Here is a 16,785-nt window from a genome sequence, read left to right on the forward strand (position 1 = left end):
GTTCCCGTAACTATGATTTCCAAGAAAGCAAAATATGCTATTAAAGCCCTCAAGGTATTGACCGAAGAATACGGAAAAGGTCCTGTTCTGATTTCGTACATATCTGCCAAAGAACACATTCCCAAAAAATTCCTGGAAGCCATTCTTCTGGAACTTCGTAACCATGGCATTTTACAAAGCCAGAAAGGGAAGGGTGGCGGTTATCTGCTACGTGTCGATCCTGCAAGGGTGAACCTGGCGCAGGTATTGCGGGTCATTGATGGGCCTATTGCGCCAACTCCTTGTGTATCTTTTAATTTCTACGTCAAATGCGACGATTGCGACGATGAAGTAACCTGCGCGCTACGTCCGATCATGGAGCGAGTTCGTGATGCAAACCTGAGCGTATATGAGAATACGTCACTGGTAACATTCCAAAATTCCGAATCTATGCAGACCAAAGAGATTCCTCTCGCGAACGTAGCGGATTCTTCAAGGCTGACGGCTTAGTGGAACTTATAAACCGGTCCGCCGTAGCGGATTCTTCAACCGCTACGGCGGACCGGTTTATAAGTTCCTTTATTCTTCCCCCGGTTGGTGCTCTTTACGTAGCAGATCGTTGACGGTTTTCACCGGGTTGAACGTAATGAGCGGTACTTCCACAAACATGGTGTTCCAGTCGGCCATAGCACCGTTCCAGAGACCGGGTAACTCCTGCGCTTTCAACTCTTTTCCGTCTTTCGATTTTGCCGTGATGAAGCCCGTTTGCGGATCGCGGTAAGCGGGCAGGTCGTATTTCTGTCCATCTCGATCTCTCAGACCACAGACCAGATCAACAGGATTGAAGTGCGTAGCTTCGTCAAAAATCGCTTTCTGGCTTGCATCGTTCATGTCAATCTGCGCCGATTCCACCACTTGCAGCGACACTGATCCATCCTGATTTTGAGCCCAGAACGGTCCACCACCGGGTTCGCCAACGTTTTTCACCATACCGCAGACACGTACTGGCCGGTTTAATTTTCTGCGGAAATAGTCCAGTTTTTCGGTTTTCGAGAGCGCATCAAAACCGTCGGGCGGTAAAGTGAACAGTTTCGTTCGTAAGAGTTCGTCGGCTTCGGCAAGATAGCCGTCGCTCACATCGTCGCCTGCCAACAAATCCTGCAAGCGGGAAATCTGCTTCTGTGCATCGAGCAGGACAGCTGCCAACACTTTTTTATACGTAACAGTCTGCTCTTTAATTTCGTCAGGTACTACGTTGTCGATATTCTTGATGAACACAATATCCGCGTCGATGTCGTTCAGATTTTCAATCAGTGCGCCGTGTCCTGCGGGTCTGAATAGCAGTGAGTTATCCGAATTTCGAAATGGCGAATTGTCCAGATTTACCGAAATGGTATCCGTCGATTTCTTCTGTTCCGAAAAGCTAATATCGAACGTAACACCGAGCCAGGCTTCGTAATCGGCTTTCTGTTCGTCGATGAGTTGTTCAAAACGGCTGCGGTGTTCGGGCGAAACCGTAAAATGAATTTTCACCAGGCCATCCGAGTTGGCGTAGGCCGCTCCTTCTACCAGATGCTCTTCTACCGGCGTGCGTGGCCCATCGGCGTAATTGTGAAATTTGAGCAAACCTTTGGGCAAACTGCCGTAGTCCAGTCCTTCGTCGGTCAATAGGAAGCGTAGCACGGTTTGTCGATCGTTGTCTTTAACGGCTTTGTCTAAATCCTGACCGTTTGCCGCCATGGCTGCTTTCAAATCTTCGTAAAACGCAAAGTCCTCGATTCGCGCAAATACCTCATCGACTGATTTATCCGACTTACCATCCAGTGCCGAAAACAACGATTTGAACATGCGCGTAGCGGCTCCCGATGCGGGTACGAACTTCACCAGATCGCGCTCGTGAGCGGCATGGTCAAAGCGGTGGATATAATCCGATAACTGGCTTTCTTCCACGCGAATAATGCCATCGACAATGGTAGCCGCTTTAATAACATGGAGGTAGGGAAATCCCTGAATGAAATGCTGTATCTGTTGGTCAATCTGGTCGAGCGATACGCCCTGTTTCAGAATCTGATCCTGGTCTAGTTCCGTGAACTGCATATGGATAAAATGGAAATACGTGACGAACGGGCGGCAAATTGCGGATTTCGAGAATAGGACGCAAATCAAATTATTGCAAAATGAACTTCTTAAATGTCTATTTTTCTGCGCGTCTCTTTACGAATACGCCCCTTACCTTTGCCGTTTCATACTTGCCTGTTTTGTTGTTATGAAATTGATAGCTTTCGATGCCGATGATACGCTCTGGGTAAACGAGCCAAACTACGTAGATGTTAAGGAAAAACTGTGTGAATTACTGGCGCACTACGTTGGTCAGGACGTACTGAGCGAGCGATTTTACGACGCCCAGATGCGAAATCTGCATCTGTTCGGTTACGGTGCCAAGAGTTTTATGCTGTCGATGATCGAGACGGCCATTGAATTGACGAACGGTGCCATTACTGGCGCTGAAATTCAGCAGATTATTAATGTAAGCCGACGCCTGCTCGATTTCCCGATCGACGTACTGGACGGCATTCCGGAAGTGCTGGAAACGCTTTCAAAGGATTTCGATTTAATGGTGCTCACTAAAGGCGATCTGTTCGATCAGGAAAGCAAAATCGCCCGTTCGGGACTGGGGCGTTATTTCAAGCACGTTGAAATTGTGAGCGAAAAAAATGAGCAAGCGTACCAGCGGGTTTTGGAAAGATATCGCGTGCAGCCTGCCGATTTCATCATGATTGGCAACTCGCTCAAATCCGATATATTACCTGTTGTCCACATTGGCGGGCGAGCTATCCACATTCCGTATGACGTTACGTGGATTCACGAGCGCGTAGCCGATGAGCAGCTGGTTGGTAAGTCGTTCACTACGTTGGCGAGTGCGCGCGAATTGCTGGGGTTATTTGGGAAGATTACAGAGCAAGCGTAAACGTATCGGCATCCAGATTAGCCGGAAATTTCTCCCGGAACGAACGTAGCTCATCCAGCGAGAGCGTCTGCTGATGAATGATTTCGGTATCGGAATGCCGAAATACTACGTCGCCTTTGTAGTCGATAATAGCTGAATCACCGGAATATGGATGCCCGTTCCCGTCGGTACCAACGCGATTGACGCCCACTACGTAGCTGAGATTTTCGATGGCGCGTGCTTGCAATAAGGTGTTCCAGGCGTTACGTCGGGCGGCAGGCCAGTTGGCTACGTAGAGCAGCAGATCATAGGCAAAATCGGTCGATTCTGGCATTCGGTTACGGCTCCAGATCGGAAAGCGGAGGTCATAACAAATGAGTGGGCAAATGCGCCAGCCTTTCCATTCCTTAATAATTCGACGTGTACCGGCCGTATAAATTCCATCTTCGCCCGCCATGCGAAACAGATGGCGTTTATCGTACGTATCGAATTGCCCGTCGGGCTGCATCCAGATGAGCCGGTTAAAGTATTTGCCGCCTTCCTTTGCTACGTAGCTTCCAGTGATCACAGCTCCCGTTTGGGCTGCCATCTGTTTCAACCACCGGAACGTAGTGAGATTCATGGGTTCTGCTACGTTGCTGGCTTCCATCGTGAAACCCGTCGTAAACATTTCGGGAAGCACAATCAGATCGGTTGGCTCGGGCAAATTAAAGATACGCTCCTCCAGCATCGCCCGATTCGCGACCGGGTCGTGCCAATATAAGTTTGCCTGGAGGAGGGTAATACGCATGGGGGTTGGAACATAGGGTGCTGGGCATGGGGCCAAGGCTAAATAACCCTATGCCCAACGCCCTATGCTATTTACTTGGAAACTTCATTTTGTACTCGGCGTCGGTTTTGCCTTTTGAAATTTCGGACAGCTTTTTCTTGATGAGCGTTCGACGTAGCGGGGGCAGGTAATCGGTAAAGAGTTTACCGTCGAGGTGGTCGTATTCATGCTGGATGATACGTGCCGCCATCCCTTCGTATTCCTCTTCGTGTTCATTCCAGTCGGTGTCGAAATAACGTATCACGACAATTTCTGGCCGAAACACTTCGCCCCGGATGCCCGGAATGCTCAGACAACCTTCTTCGAATCCCCAGTCGTCGCCCGCTTCTTCAATGATTTCGGGGTTGATGAACACTTTTTTGAAGCCAATCAAACTTTTATCAATTTCCTCTTCCGGCTCATCGTCGTTCAGCGGCTCACCATCGACCACAAAAATGCGAATACTTTGCCCGATCTGTGGACCAGCCAGGCCCACACCCGATGCCGCATACATCGTTTCGAACATATTGTCGCTCAACGCTTTCACGTCGATGCTGCCGGGTTCAATGTCTTTGGCGCGCTTTCGCAGCACCGGGTCGCCGTAGGCTATTATTGGGAGAATCATAAGTAGTATGTCTGAACCGGGATTTAACGGATTTAAGGATTTACACGATTTTGTTAATTGATTGAGCGCTTCAAAGAAGCGAAAACAAAATCCTGAAAATCCATCAATCTGCTCAATCCCGGTTCAGAAATTTGCTTTCCATATACGATTGAAGGATGATGGCGGCACTGACTTTGTCGATGTTACCTTTTTCGCGTCGGTCTTTTTTGGTGCTTCCACCGGCAATCATGGCTTGTAATGCCATAACCGATGTGAACCGTTCGTCGTGCCAGTGAACCGGAATGTCGGGAAACGCCTGTTCCAGGTGCGTCACAAACTTCCGAACGCGGGCCGTATTATCGGTGTCATTACCATCCAGTCCTTTCGGCAAGCCAACCACAAACTTTTCTACAGGTTCGCGCTGCACGTAGGCCTTGAGAAATTTCAGTACCTCGTGCGAAGTTACCGTTTCCAACGCCGACGCAATGAGTTGCAAAGGGTCAGTAACGGCAATTCCAGTACGTTTGGCGCCGTAGTCGATTGCTAAAAGTCTTGCCATTTCGGTAACAAAGGTACGAAGGCATAGGGCATGGGGCAAGGGGCATAGGGTCGTGGAAAGCTATTATGGCGCAAATACACCGCTACGTTGACGCAAAGCGAACTCTTTTGTTCGGAAGCGACGTCGTAAATTTGGTTACACTAACTCGCTAATTTGATGAAAAAAGAACACCCATTCGATGTATTATCGCAGCCAGCGCAGAGAGCGTTGGCACATACTGGCATTCAGACGCTGGAACAAGTGGCCGAACTCAGCGAGTCAGAATTTCTGAAACTTCATGGTGTTGGCCCCAAATCGATACATATCCTTAAGCCGATTTTGATTGAAAATGGGCTGGATTTCGCTCAGAAGTAAGCCACATTATCGTCCCTGCCATTTTGCTACGTCCTCCCAAGTATCTAAATCAACGGAGGCCAGCGGAAATGCTACGTCCGCACAATCGTCAACGTAGTGCTGAATGAGTTTCCGCGCTCCGATATCGCCCGATAAATTTATAAAATCAGCTTTGTATTTTAGGCTAAACAGGGCAGGAACACCCAGATGATTCGCTTCTCCGTAACGACAGGCCACAATGCCTTTGCCGGATTGTTGATACGTAGTGATTAACTGGCGTAGCAAGTCGGTCGTAATGTAGGGTTGGTCGGTTAGCACGACCAGAAATCCGTCGAGAGATTCTGTCGCTATTAGTCCTAAGCCACTACGTAGCGAAGATGCGATGCCTTCCTGCCAATCCTCATTAACCGATGTAAGCACCAGCAAATCAGAAAGTTCTGACTGGAGCTGTTCGCGGTTGGCACCCAATACAATAACGACCGGGCCGATTTCTAGCGAAAGGGCAGCCTCAGTGATACGTCGGAGTAAAGTTTTGCCTTCTGATTGGAGTAACTGCTTGGGTGTACCACCCAACCGGCTCGAGCTCCCGGCGGCTAATATGAGGGTAGCAATGCGCATGGGTTCAATTGGCCGCTCCGGCGTCAATCGTTTCAGAAGCGCGGCTGTGATTTGGTACGTTGCCGGAAAGACGCTCGTGGATTGGCCCCGGTTTGTGCTTCAGAAAACCGCCCCTGCCTTTGGCAAAAAAAGCTTTTATCTCCGCCACAATCGACAACGCAATTTCATCGGGCGTTTCGGCACCTAAATCCAGACCGATAGGAGCGTGAACCCGTGCCAATTGCACTTCCGAGAACGTAAGGCCATCTTTTTCGAATTCAGCCTGCATTTTTTCGAAACGCTTTCCAGGGCCAAGCATCCCGATATAGGGCGTTTCAGTCGCCAGCAACGCCTGCAAGACGGCCCGGTCGTAATTGAAATTATGCGACATCAATACGGCAGCCGTTCGGTTGGTAATGGTCAATTTGTCGATCACTACGTCACGATCAGAATAGAGTACGCAGGTGGCAACTGGAAAACGTTTGGGCGATAAATGGGCAATGCAGTCGTCGGTGACGGTCACCTGCCAGCCCAGTTCACGAGCGAGTTTAGCAACGGGTATTACGTCGTAGCCTGCGCCAAAAATAATCAGTTCAATGCCCGGGTCGATACGTTCGATAAAGATTTCAACGGTTCCCGAATTCACCCAATACGTTTTTGTCAGCGGTTTCCCAACCTGAAAAACGTCCTGCATATCGTCGGCCAGCCAGTCGGGTAGGGGTTCGGCGGCTTCCGTTAGTAGAAATCGATTTCCTGGCGTTAAGCCTTCATTATCACTTTTGAGCACCGTTGCCAGCGCCCGAACGTCGCGCTTGCTGGTGAACTCTTTCAGCAACGTAACGGGGTTTTCTGAACTTGTGGGATCAATGGGTTCGATTAATACGTCAATGATGCCGTTGCAGCCTAGCCCAACACCGAAACTGTTGGCACCATCGTCCATCGTGTCATACGTAACGACAATCGGCTGGCCGTCAAGCATGACCTGACGAGCTTTTCGCAACGCATCGCCTTCCAGACAGCCGCCACTGATAGCTCCTTCCCAGCGACCGTCGTCGGTGATGAGCATACGGGCACCCGGCCGCCGGTACGACGACCCTTCGACCCATACAACGGTTGCCAGTGCAGCTTTCCGTTGCGTAAAGTCAATCTGCTCAAAAACGTCGACAATGCGGCTAATTTCTTTCATAATTCATGAATTTACGGGTTTGTAACGCGAACATCTTGTCCGCGTTACAAACCCGTAAATTATACAGTTACACTTTTTCTAAATCAAACGGTAGTCGACGGATGCGTTTGCCGGTGGCGGCAAAAACGGCATTGGCTAAAGCAGGAGCCAACGGCGGAAGTCCCGGCTCACCGACACCTTTGATCGTTGGTCCACCTTCGGCCAGAATGTGGACCTCGACCTTTGGCATTTCGTTGATACGTAGCATTCGGTTCGCGTCGAAGTTGGCTTGCTTGGCCTGCCCCTGCTCGAACGTAATACCATCTTTCGTTGCTGCCGTCAATGCCATCGCAATAGCCCCTTCGACCTGTGCTTTTACCGTGTCCGGATTGACTACCGTACCGAGGTCAATCACACAGTAGACCTTATCAACCGTAATACCTCCGGCGTTGTTTTTCGACACTTCGACTACCTGACCGGCCAGTCCCGCAAAAAACTCCCACTGAGCCACCCCCCGACCTTTTCCAGCGGGCAGCGGTTTATCCCAGTCCGAGACTTCTTTTAGCTTGGCGAGAACCCGTTTGGCATCAGTTTCTTTCGTGAGCATGCTTAACCGGAACGCCATCGAGTCTTGCCCGGCTTTGTGCGCCATTTCGTCCAGAAAACACTCGTGCGCAAACGCTACCGTCGAACTAGTTACTGATCGCCAGTATGTTAGCGGAATGTGCATATCCGCGTGAACGTAGCGCGTGTTGAGGTTCGGAATTTCGTATTTCTGTTCGCCAGTGCCTTCCAGCATGGTACCGTCGGGCTTAGTTTTGTCGTATTTCTCCTCCATCGTCGCATCGATAGAAGGCGAAATAACTTTGTGCTGAAACGCAACAGCTTTTCCGTCGGCGGCAAGTGCCCCGCGCATGGCTGAGAACGTCATCGGGCGGAAGGGCCCAAGACGTGTATCGTCTTCGCGCGTCCAGACGACTTTGACGGGTTTGCCAATGGTTTTCGAGAGCAACGTAGCTTCCGTCGCAAAATCCTGCGCGAGCCGCCGACCGAATCCACCGCCGTTAAATAGTACGTGTACCGTTACGTTGTCGGCTGGAATTTTCAGTGCTTTAGCTACCGCATCTTTCGTTAAATCGCCCCCTTGTGTTGATAGCCAGAGTTCGACTTTGCCATCGGGTTTGTAATAAGCCGTAGCGTTCATCGGCTCCATAGTCGAATGGCTGACGATAGGCGTTTCGTAAAAGGCTTCGAGTTTGGTTGGTGCATCGGCAAACGTTTTATCGAAATCACCAGCGTTATGGCCAACTACGCCCTCGTTTTTCGCTAGCTCGCGGAGTTGTTTTTCGTATTCGGCGGTGTTGAACGTATCGTGTTTCTGATGGTCCCACTTAACGGTCAGCGCTTTACGGCCTTTGTTGGCTGCCCAGTAATTGTCGGCAATTACGGCGACGCCTTCGTAGTGATTTTTCCCAACGATACGTTCCACTTTAACGACTTTCTGCACGCCTTTTACCTTCATGGCCGACGTAGCATCGAAACTGGCCAGCTTACTACCAATAACCGGGCAACGCTCGATGGATGCATACACCATACCGGGAACCTTGGCGTCGATACCAAACTGCGCCTGACCCGTTACCTTGGGCGGTACGTCGGGACGGGGTATCGATTTGCCCAGAATCTTAAATTGAGTCGGATCTTTCAGTTTCGGCTCTTTTGGAACCGGGAGTTTGGCTGCCGTTTCAGCCAGTTGGCCATAGTTTAGTTTCCTGCCGCTCGGTTTATGGACAACGGTCGCATTTTCGGCGAAACATTCCTCAACCGGTACGTTCCATTGATCGCTGGCGGCTTTGATGAGCATTTCGCGAGCCGATGCACCGACTTTGCGCATTTGCTTGTAGCCGCCCCGGATCGAACCGCTTCCACCCACCGCCTGCGACCACATTTCGCCAAACTTTTTTTCACCGCCGGTTTGTTTGATAATGACTTTGTCAAGGGAGACTTCCAGTTCTTCGGCAATGAGTGCCGGAACCGACTGATACGTTCCCTGCCCAATTTCAGGACGAGGGTTCATCAACGTAATACGTCCCGTTTTCTCGATCAGTACGTAAGGTGTTAGTTCAACCGTTTCGGGAAGAGCGCTGAGATTCAGAACGGGACTGGCCAGAATCTCGGTCGATGGAAAACCCAGCGCCAACGTAGTACTGGTCAGGCCGATTGTTTTCAGGAAATCCCGACGCGTCGTTTTTTCGGTATTCTGAGTAGGTTTTTGGCTCATCGCTTACCGATTTTAGGTGTGGTTTTAGGCACTTTAGGCGCGGTTGACATCTCGGAAGCGGCCGTATGGATGGCCTGACGGATTCGATTGTACGTGCCACAGCGGCAAATATTTCCCTGCATGGCGGTATCAATATCTTCGTCAGTCGGTTTTGGTGTTTGCTTTAGCAACGCTACTGCTGACATAATCTGGCCGGACTGGCAATACCCACATTGCGGAACCTGGTGCTCAATCCAGGCTTTCTGAATGGGGTGATCGCCGTTTTTCGAAATGCCTTCGATGGTCGTAATCTTCTGACCAGCCACTGCCGATACCGGAATGCTGCAAGAGCGCGTGGGCGTACCCGCCAGATGAACTGTACAGGCTCCGCATTGTGCGATACCACAGCCGAATTTGGTGCCGGTCAGGCCCACTACGTCGCGAATGGCCCAAAGCAAGGGCATGTCAGGATCAACGTCCAGGGCGTGTGACTGGTTGTTGATGGTCAATTTTATAGCTGCCATAGGTTTAAAGAAGAATAGCCAAGTTACGAAATTTAGTATGTACCTGTTTATCTTTTACATGGACGGCTTTGGGGTTTGTTTCGTTTTTTGTCATGCTGAGGAATGAAGCATCTTAAGGCTTCATAACAAATGGGTATGGAAACTTCAAAATGCTTCGTTCCTCAGCATGACAAAAAAAGTATGACAAAAATTACCTATTTGAACAGCATCGGTACGTATTCATTCAGGTACTGCCGCCAGTTGATCCAGGTGTGGCCGCCGGACGTTTCTTTGTACTGGTATTTAATCTGATGCTTGTCGAGCAGGGCCAGCGTTTTTTTGTTGGCATCCATGACAAAATCGTCTTTGCCGATACCAACCCAGAATACCTTCTTGCCTTTGTTGAAATTGGGATCGTTGAGGGCCTTGGCGTATTTGGTTTCGGCTTCATCGATTGTGTTACCGAAAAATCCCGAACTGAAAACGCCAACGTAATTGAATAATTCGGGCCGGGACAACGTAACGTCCAGTGTCTGAAATCCGCCCATGCTGAGGCCGGCCAGCGCCCGATTTTCAGGGGCCGTATTCACCCGATACGTTTTTTCGACCAGCGGCATAATGTCTTTCAGCAGCTCGTCAGCAAACAGCGCCCGCATGCTGCTCATTCGTTGCATCATATCGGGGCTATCTGTAGGGCGGGCAGGCATACTTCCATTCGGCATCACCACAATCATGGGTTTGGCTTTTCCGGCAGCCAGCAAATTATCAACGATGAAACCAGCCCGACCGATGGAATTCCAGCCTGTATCGTCATCGCCACCACCGTGCAGCAGATAAAAAACAGGATATTTTCCTTTTCCAGCTTCATAGCCAGGGGGCGTGTAGACGTGCATTCGGCGCATCATGCCCAACGTATTGGACGAATACCAAACCTCGCGCACTTCACCATGCGGCACGGCTTTATTGTCCTGAAAAGCCGTTTCGGAACCTGGCACTACCAGTACATTCTCTAAACTTGCAATACCCTGTTTAATGACCGCATTTTTAGGGTCTATCGTTCGTACACCATCAACTATCAACGTATAGGTGTAATAATCAGGCGTTAACGGGCCGATAGCCGCCGACCAGACACCTTGCTCGTTTTTGTTCAGATTGACGGGTTTTGCACCGTTCAGAAAATCGCCCGCAACGATTACTTCGCTGGCTTTTGGGGCGTAAATCTGAATAAGAACACGTTTGTCGGCCAGTACGTTAGGCGATTTCAACGTATCGTTTGGCGTTGGTGTCCGCTGTGGTGCCTGCGCCAGGACGGAGGGCGCATACAGGCACGTACCAGCGAATAAAGTAAGTCCAGTTATTCCTGCGATCAGGTTTTGCTTAGAAAGATGCATGCTACGTAGTTAGTTAACCGTTAGTAAATAATTCTAGTCGAACGTATCACTTTTTCTGCCACAGACCAGGCAGAAGTTTATAGTAAAGTAAGTGTCGCCAGGTACCCCAGTCGTGAGCACCATCGCCACCGACGTAGTACTCGTGCCTGATGTTGTGTTTCTGTAAGGCTTCGTGCAGCGCAATGACTCGTTTGCCGATGGGTGCGTCAGCTTCGTGTGTGCCCTGTCCCACCAGTAAATAATCGACTTTTTGATTGGCTTGCGGGTCGTTCAGGAACGTAGCGCTGACCGTTTCGGTGTTTGGATCGCCCGCGCTCAGGACGCCGAACGAAGTGAACAAATCCAGGTTTTTCAGTCCAACAAACTGAGTGTGACGTCCGCCCATACTCAGGCCAGCCAGCGCGCGTCCTTTCCGGTCGGCGCGTGTGCTGTATGTTTTATCGACGAAGGGAATAATTTGTTTCTTCAATTCCTCTTCAAAAAGCGGAAACGTTTTTTCGGTATGATTTGGATCGCTGCGGTGAACAACCTGATTATTAGGCATGGCAATCAGCATTGGCACCATTTTTCCTTCGGCGATAAGGTTGTCGGCGATGAAATTAGCGCGCCCATCGAGTGCCCAGCCCGAAGCCAGTTCGCCACTACCACCGACCAGATAAAGCACTGGATATTTCTGTCTCGGCGAATAGCCGGGTGGTGTGTACACGTACATTTCCCGCTCACCTTTCAGTACGTCGGAGTGATAAATGTGGCGGGTCACGGCACCATGCGGCACTGGTTTGGCATCATAATAAGCAGGCCCATCGCCCGAAATCACCAGATTGCTATAGCCCGGCTGGTCGTTAAAACCCGTCAACGTATTATTCGGGTCGGGAACCATGACGCCGTCGACGATGAATTTATAGACGTAAATATCCGGTTTGATCGGGCCAACTGTTAGCGACCATAGGCTGTCGTTATCTTTCTGGAAAGGAATCGGACTTTTAGCCGACAATGCCAGCAACATGGGACTACCTGCCAGCATTACCTGTTTGGCATCGCGGGATTTCAAACGAAAAGTTACTGTGTGATCATCACGAACTTCGGGTGAGATGAGGTTGGCACCGTAAGGTACTAGATTCTGGGTATTTTTCTGCGGGTTCCAGTCCAGATTTACGTGCGCCTGTTGCGCCTGTACCCACTGATTGCCAGCTAATAAACACAGGGTTAAGAGGCTATTTATACGGCTAAAAGTCATTACGTTAACAAGTAAATTCTATGAACGTAAAGACGTATTTTCAGCAAATGTACTCGCCAACGTAGCGTATTTTTTTGTCGGAATAATCACACCAGAAACCTACCCGATACCATATTTCCGGCGACGTAGTACCTGCCAAATTAGTCCCGTTATGCCGACCAGCAGTAGTGGCCCAAGCAGATTGAGTAGTTGCCAGCCAGTTCTGTTGGCGTCGACGCGAATTTTGTCGAGCGGACGTAACGTAACGGTACGTGAACGAGCGGCAATCACGCCTTTTGGATCGACCAGATAATCGATGGCATTCAGCACAAAATCTTTGTTGGCGAAGGTGTTACGTGTATAACGGTCGAAGCCTAGCGGGTAAGGTGTGTTACGTTTATAATCGACATCGTTAATCACCAGATCACCGTCGGAGCAGACGAGTACCCGCGAGAAATCGCCACTTGCTTTGAAGCCAGCGGCTCGTGTATCGCCAGGCAGAATGCGGTTTGCGTAGATCGACTGAAATTTTCCTTCGAGCAAACAGCTCACGATATGTACTCCACCATCGTAGGTTTTAGGATCGGGCTGTTGCCGGGCTTCGTTGTAGGAAATCAGGGCGGGTGTTTTTAGGATTTTGGTATACTGCGACGTAAGAAGTATGGGTATTTTCGCAATACCCGAAGCCCGAACTGTATCCAACGTACTGACAAATCGGCCCAGCACCATATCGAGGTTGCGAACGATGGGATTACCGCTGGTGCCGAAATTATTCAGCAACGGATAAAATCGCCACGGAACCAGTTGGATGTTAGGCTTATCACCCATATTACCAACATTCATCGGAATCTGGGCGCAATACAAATCTTTCACTACGTCGCGATTGATACGTATGCCCCAATGGAAAAATAAATCGTCAAGATTCAGGTTTAGTGGCTGTGCATACGTCCCTGCTGTACTGACCGAATCGACGCGCTGTCCATCGGTGAAAAACAGGGCTCGTCCTCCGTTCACTACATATTGGTCTAGCTTAAACAGGTCATCGTCGGAGAATGGCGTGTCGGGTTTCAGCACAAGAAGTGCGTCGATCCCAGCGATGGGGCCGGGTTTGGTCATATCGACAAAAAACAGGTCGTAATTCTGCTGCACTGACGCCAGCAAATCGGCAAATCGTGATGGAGGCACCTGTGTGTGTCCGTAAAGAAGCCCGACGCGTCGTCGGTTTTCTTTTGTCTGCGTTAGTTGTCGAATGGTCGATGCCAATTCAAACTCAACACCTTCATAGGACTGGTTTAACTGCTCTTCTTTCGTGTCTGTCTTGTTTCCTTTCAACAGCAAAACCGCCGATTCTTTTCCCTGATACGATACGATGGCACCCGGAAATACCAGCTTTTCAGTACGTTTACCGCCTTCGTTGGCAACGAGATTGGTGGGCAATAAGCCACGTTGCTGCAACTTATCAATCAACTTCGCTTTGGCGTCGGGATTGGTAATTACGTCGGGATTAATGAAACGATACGTAATGGTTTGGTCGGCGCGGGCCTGAAATTCGTCTAGTGTTTCGCGGACGGCGTTTTCCAGTCGTTTGAAAGCGGGAGGAAGATCGCCCGTCAGATAGATGTCTATGTGGATATCGTCCGGCAAATTCGTTAGAAGTGTCTGTGTTGCTTCGGAGAGCGTATAGCGTTTTTCCTGCGTCAGATCGAGACGGAAAAACACAAAAGCCGATAAAACGTTGACTGCGATTAAGGCGGCAATCACAATGAACGTAGAGAGAAACGCGGATTTCATACCGAACTATAACGAATAACGGTGCCGCAAATGTCTGGTAATTTTTTCGTTATGCAGATTTGATTGCGAAAACAGCCTTTTTTGCTACGTAACGTACTGATTTCGTTATACCTATTGCGTATACCTGCTACTACAAAATCACTACGTTACCTTAACCCACTACATATCAATAATTGCCTTTGTAACGATGGTCGTTACGTTTCTGCCGGATGGGGTGTAGTGGGATCTGCAAGCCGTTTGTCGATTCGAGCCAGTCGAAAACCTGGTTGCGGAGGTCTTTAGCGATTTCCTGATGCTCTTTGCTACGTATCAGATTGTTCACTTCCTGCGGGTCGTTCTGTAAGTCGTAAAGCTCGTTGGCATCCCAAACGCCGTGATTGAAAATGTATTTGTAACGACTCGTTCGGACACCAAACATAGTAGGCGTTTGCGGAAAATCGGCTTCCCAATAATACTCGTAAAAGGCCCGGTCGCGCCAGGTGCGGTACGGCGTCCCGTTTTTTTCGCCTTTCAGGATGGGCAAAAATGAATTTCCCTGCATTTGAGTCGGCTTGGGCAGACCAGCATACGCCAGAAAAGTCGGTGCCAGATCGACGTTTTGGATAACCTGCTGAACTTTAGTGCCTCCTTTCACTACCGCCGGGCAACGTACCAGCAACGGCACCCGCATCGATTCTTCGTACATGTGTCGTTTATCAATCAGGCCACGTTCCCCAAAACTGAAGCCGTTATCGCCCATGTACACGACCATTGTGTTTTCTAATTGCCCATTTTCTTCCAGCCACTTCAATACGCGTCCTACACTATCATCGACGCCGAGCAGGGTTTCGCAGTACTGCCGGTAGAAATCGTTGAAGTTGATGGTTCCATGATACAGATAATCGACGCCGTGCCAGCTATATCGTTGCTGTTTTACCCAGTTGGGCATATCGGCCATGTTGACTTTCAGGTTCGGGCCGGGAGTGGATTTGGATTCGCCCGGCGTGGATTCGCCCCAGACTTTACTTGTATCGCTGGCTGTCAGGTACATCGTTTCCGGGTATTGGATCGGCATGTTTTTGTAGACGTTCCGGTGGCGACGAGCCGGTTGAAAATCGGCGTGGACAGCTTTGTGTGATAGATACAGGCAGAAAGGCTTGGTTTTGTCTAACGTACCGAGCCATTTCAGGGCATAATCGGTCAGCAGATCGCTGGTGTAGCTGCTGTCTTTATGAATTACCTGCTTGCCGTTGATATTGAATGTCGGGTTATAATAAACGCCTTGCCCTTTGAAACTCAGCCAATAATCGAAACCGGGCTGTGGATCATCGTCCGTATTTCCCATATGCCATTTACCCAGAAAAGCCGTTTTGTAACCGGCCTTTTGCAGATACTGCGGAAAAAATTTGAGTCCGGGTGTCAATGGCGCAAAATTATCGACAACCTTATGCGTGTGAGCGTACTGGCCCGTCAGAATGCTGGCGCGGCTGGGCGAACAAAGTGCGGTGCTGACAAACGCATTGGGAATATGAGCCCCTTCGCTGGCTAGGCGATCGAGATTCGGGGTTTTCAGGCCGGGCACCTTACCGGTGAAGCCCATAAAATCATAGCGGTGGTCGTCGGCAAGAATGTAAATAATGTTTTTTGGTGACGTAGCATGTCGACTAGCCGTTGATTGAATAGGAGGTACTATCAATTGAGGGCGGAACGCTGCAAGTCCGCCAACTAATACTAGCGCAATGCCACTTAAAAAGCTTTTTTTCATAAAGGAAATGGGTAATAACGTAGTGGGATTTTCAGGTTGATAACGTAACGCTCGACTGACTGCTATGAACCAAGTTGATACGTTAGCCGCGAATGTATTAAGTTGTAAGCGCGTTCTGCCAGGAATCTCATCAGTTCCGATGACGTCGGGCATTGTTTCGATTGATACGTTCAATAGAAATACTGTTAAAAATTTATTAATATTGGTATAAAAAATCGTACGAATTCTTAACCCATCGGGAAACGATTAACAATAAAGCCGATCGATCTTTGTAGAAAAATTATACGGACTTAGGAAATTCTGGCTATGAGCTCAATTTTTAGGCCTTATTCCGATGAAAGTACTGATAAAAAGGAGTTCGCCGACCTTTACGATAGCTATTTTCGCCCGCTATTCAATTATACCTTCAGTAAAGTAAACGACCAGTTTGTTGCTCAGGAAATAGTGCAGGAAGCCTTCATCAGCATCTGGAAGCAACGTAGTAGCCAGCCAATTCAATCGAGCCGTGCTTACCTGTTTGCGACTGCCAAGAATCTGATTATATCACACTACCGAAAAGAATATACCCGTCAATACTATTACACGCAGTTAGAAACGCAACACGAAGAGTACTCCGAATCGACAGATCAGCAACTACTTGCTTCCGATTTGCAGGAGCATTACGAAAAAGGGCTACAGTTGTTACCTCCCAAATGCAAGGAGGTATTTTTAAGTAGCCGGAAAGGCCACTCGAATCGGGAAATTGCCCAGCAGCTCGCTATTTCCGAGAAAACCGTCGAGCAGCACATCTCTAAAGCGCTACGTGTGCTAAAAACCTATCTGAAAGAGTATTACGCTTATTTACTTCTTTGCTTTCTTTCCTAAAAGCCACTACGCTGGGTTGGGGGTGGT

16 protein-coding genes are annotated in these 16,785 nt (G+C 49.3%); 4 read left to right on the forward strand and 12 right to left on the reverse strand.

Translation table 11 applies throughout. From position 1 onward, the window contains the following. The first annotated feature begins 12 nt into the window (after positions 1-12). Positions 13-489 (forward strand): RrF2 family transcriptional regulator, encoded by a 477-nt coding sequence (locus IC229_RS18725; RefSeq protein WP_190888535.1) that lies wholly within the window; start codon positions 13-15, stop codon positions 487-489. A 69-nt stretch (positions 490-558) separates the two neighbouring features. On the opposite strand, the gene IC229_RS18730 is transcribed toward IC229_RS18725, so the two are convergent. Then, complete coding sequence (locus IC229_RS18730) at positions 559-2,076, reverse strand: DUF4301 family protein (protein ID WP_190888536.1); 1,518 nt, start codon at positions 2,074-2,076, stop codon at positions 559-561. A gap of 169 nt (positions 2,077-2,245) precedes the next feature. On the opposite strand from IC229_RS18730, the gene IC229_RS18735 reads away from it, so the two are divergent. Then, complete coding sequence (locus tag IC229_RS18735; RefSeq protein ID WP_190888537.1) at positions 2,246-2,947, forward strand: HAD family hydrolase; 702 nt, start codon at positions 2,246-2,248, stop codon at positions 2,945-2,947. Here the strand turns inward: IC229_RS18735 and IC229_RS18740 are convergent. The 3 genes from IC229_RS18740 to ruvX form a co-directional block, all read right to left on the reverse strand. After that, entirely contained in the window at positions 2,931-3,716 is a 786-nt protein-coding gene (locus tag IC229_RS18740) for an amidohydrolase (protein WP_190888538.1), read from the reverse strand. The genes IC229_RS18735 and IC229_RS18740 overlap by 17 nt on opposite strands. A 67-nt stretch (positions 3,717-3,783) precedes the next feature. Then, positions 3,784-4,359, reverse strand: a complete 576-nt coding sequence (gene def, locus IC229_RS18745) for a peptide deformylase (protein WP_190888539.1) — start codon at positions 4,357-4,359, stop codon at positions 3,784-3,786. A gap of 112 nt (positions 4,360-4,471) precedes the next feature. Beyond that, on the reverse strand, positions 4,472-4,897 hold the full coding sequence (gene ruvX, locus IC229_RS18750) for a Holliday junction resolvase RuvX (RefSeq protein ID WP_190888540.1): 426 nt from the start codon (positions 4,895-4,897) through the stop codon (positions 4,472-4,474). Positions 4,898-5,053: 156 nt separating this feature from the next. Between ruvX and IC229_RS18755 the strand changes: the two genes are divergently transcribed. Next, the gene (locus IC229_RS18755) at positions 5,054-5,251 is read left to right on the forward strand and encodes a helix-hairpin-helix domain-containing protein (RefSeq protein ID WP_190888541.1); all 198 of its coding nucleotides are present in this window, start codon (positions 5,054-5,056) and stop codon (positions 5,249-5,251) included. 6 nt (positions 5,252-5,257) lie between these two features. Here IC229_RS18755 and IC229_RS18760 read toward each other — a convergent pair whose 3' ends face one another. The 8 genes from IC229_RS18760 to IC229_RS18795 form a co-directional block, all read right to left on the reverse strand. Further along, positions 5,258-5,848: a nucleotidyltransferase family protein gene (locus tag IC229_RS18760; protein WP_190888542.1), complete on the reverse strand. Its 591-nt coding sequence runs from the start codon at positions 5,846-5,848 to the stop codon at positions 5,258-5,260. A gap of 4 nt (positions 5,849-5,852) precedes the next feature. Beyond that, positions 5,853-7,013, reverse strand: coding sequence for an XdhC family protein (locus IC229_RS18765; protein ID WP_190888543.1), 1,161 nt, complete (start codon positions 7,011-7,013; stop codon positions 5,853-5,855). 67 nt (positions 7,014-7,080) lie between these two features. Then, on the reverse strand, positions 7,081-9,270 hold the full coding sequence (locus IC229_RS18770; protein WP_190888544.1) for a xanthine dehydrogenase family protein molybdopterin-binding subunit: 2,190 nt from the start codon (positions 9,268-9,270) through the stop codon (positions 7,081-7,083). After that, a complete protein-coding gene (locus IC229_RS18775) occupies positions 9,267-9,773 on the reverse strand; it encodes a (2Fe-2S)-binding protein (RefSeq protein ID WP_190888545.1) in 507 nt (168 codons plus the stop codon). Before IC229_RS18775 ends, IC229_RS18770 begins: the two co-directional genes overlap by 4 nt. Positions 9,774-9,967: 194 nt before the next feature. Then, on the reverse strand, positions 9,968-11,143 hold the full coding sequence (locus IC229_RS18780) for an esterase (RefSeq protein WP_190888546.1): 1,176 nt from the start codon (positions 11,141-11,143) through the stop codon (positions 9,968-9,970). 46 nt (positions 11,144-11,189) lie between these two features. Further along, positions 11,190-12,380: an esterase gene (locus IC229_RS18785; protein WP_190888547.1), complete on the reverse strand. Its 1,191-nt coding sequence runs from the start codon at positions 12,378-12,380 to the stop codon at positions 11,190-11,192. Positions 12,381-12,479: 99 nt separating this feature from the next. Then, positions 12,480-14,150 (reverse strand): gliding motility-associated ABC transporter substrate-binding protein GldG, encoded by a 1,671-nt coding sequence (gene gldG, locus IC229_RS18790; protein ID WP_190888548.1) that lies wholly within the window; start codon positions 14,148-14,150, stop codon positions 12,480-12,482. A 166-nt stretch (positions 14,151-14,316) separates the two neighbouring features. Next, positions 14,317-16,047 carry a sulfatase family protein gene (locus IC229_RS18795; protein ID WP_317171599.1) on the reverse strand — a complete coding sequence of 577 codons (1,731 nt, stop codon included), beginning with the start codon at positions 16,045-16,047 and terminating at the stop codon, positions 14,317-14,319. A gap of 153 nt (positions 16,048-16,200) precedes the next feature. Here IC229_RS18795 and IC229_RS18800 point away from each other — a divergent pair, with 153 nt between their 5' ends. After that, positions 16,201-16,758 carry an RNA polymerase sigma-70 factor gene (locus IC229_RS18800; RefSeq protein WP_190888549.1) on the forward strand — a complete coding sequence of 186 codons (558 nt, stop codon included), beginning with the start codon at positions 16,201-16,203 and terminating at the stop codon, positions 16,756-16,758. Positions 16,759-16,785 lie beyond the last annotated feature (27 nt).

The organism is Spirosoma profusum (genome assembly GCF_014699005.1).
GTDB lineage: Bacteria > Bacteroidota > Bacteroidia > Cytophagales > Spirosomataceae > Spirosoma > Spirosoma profusum.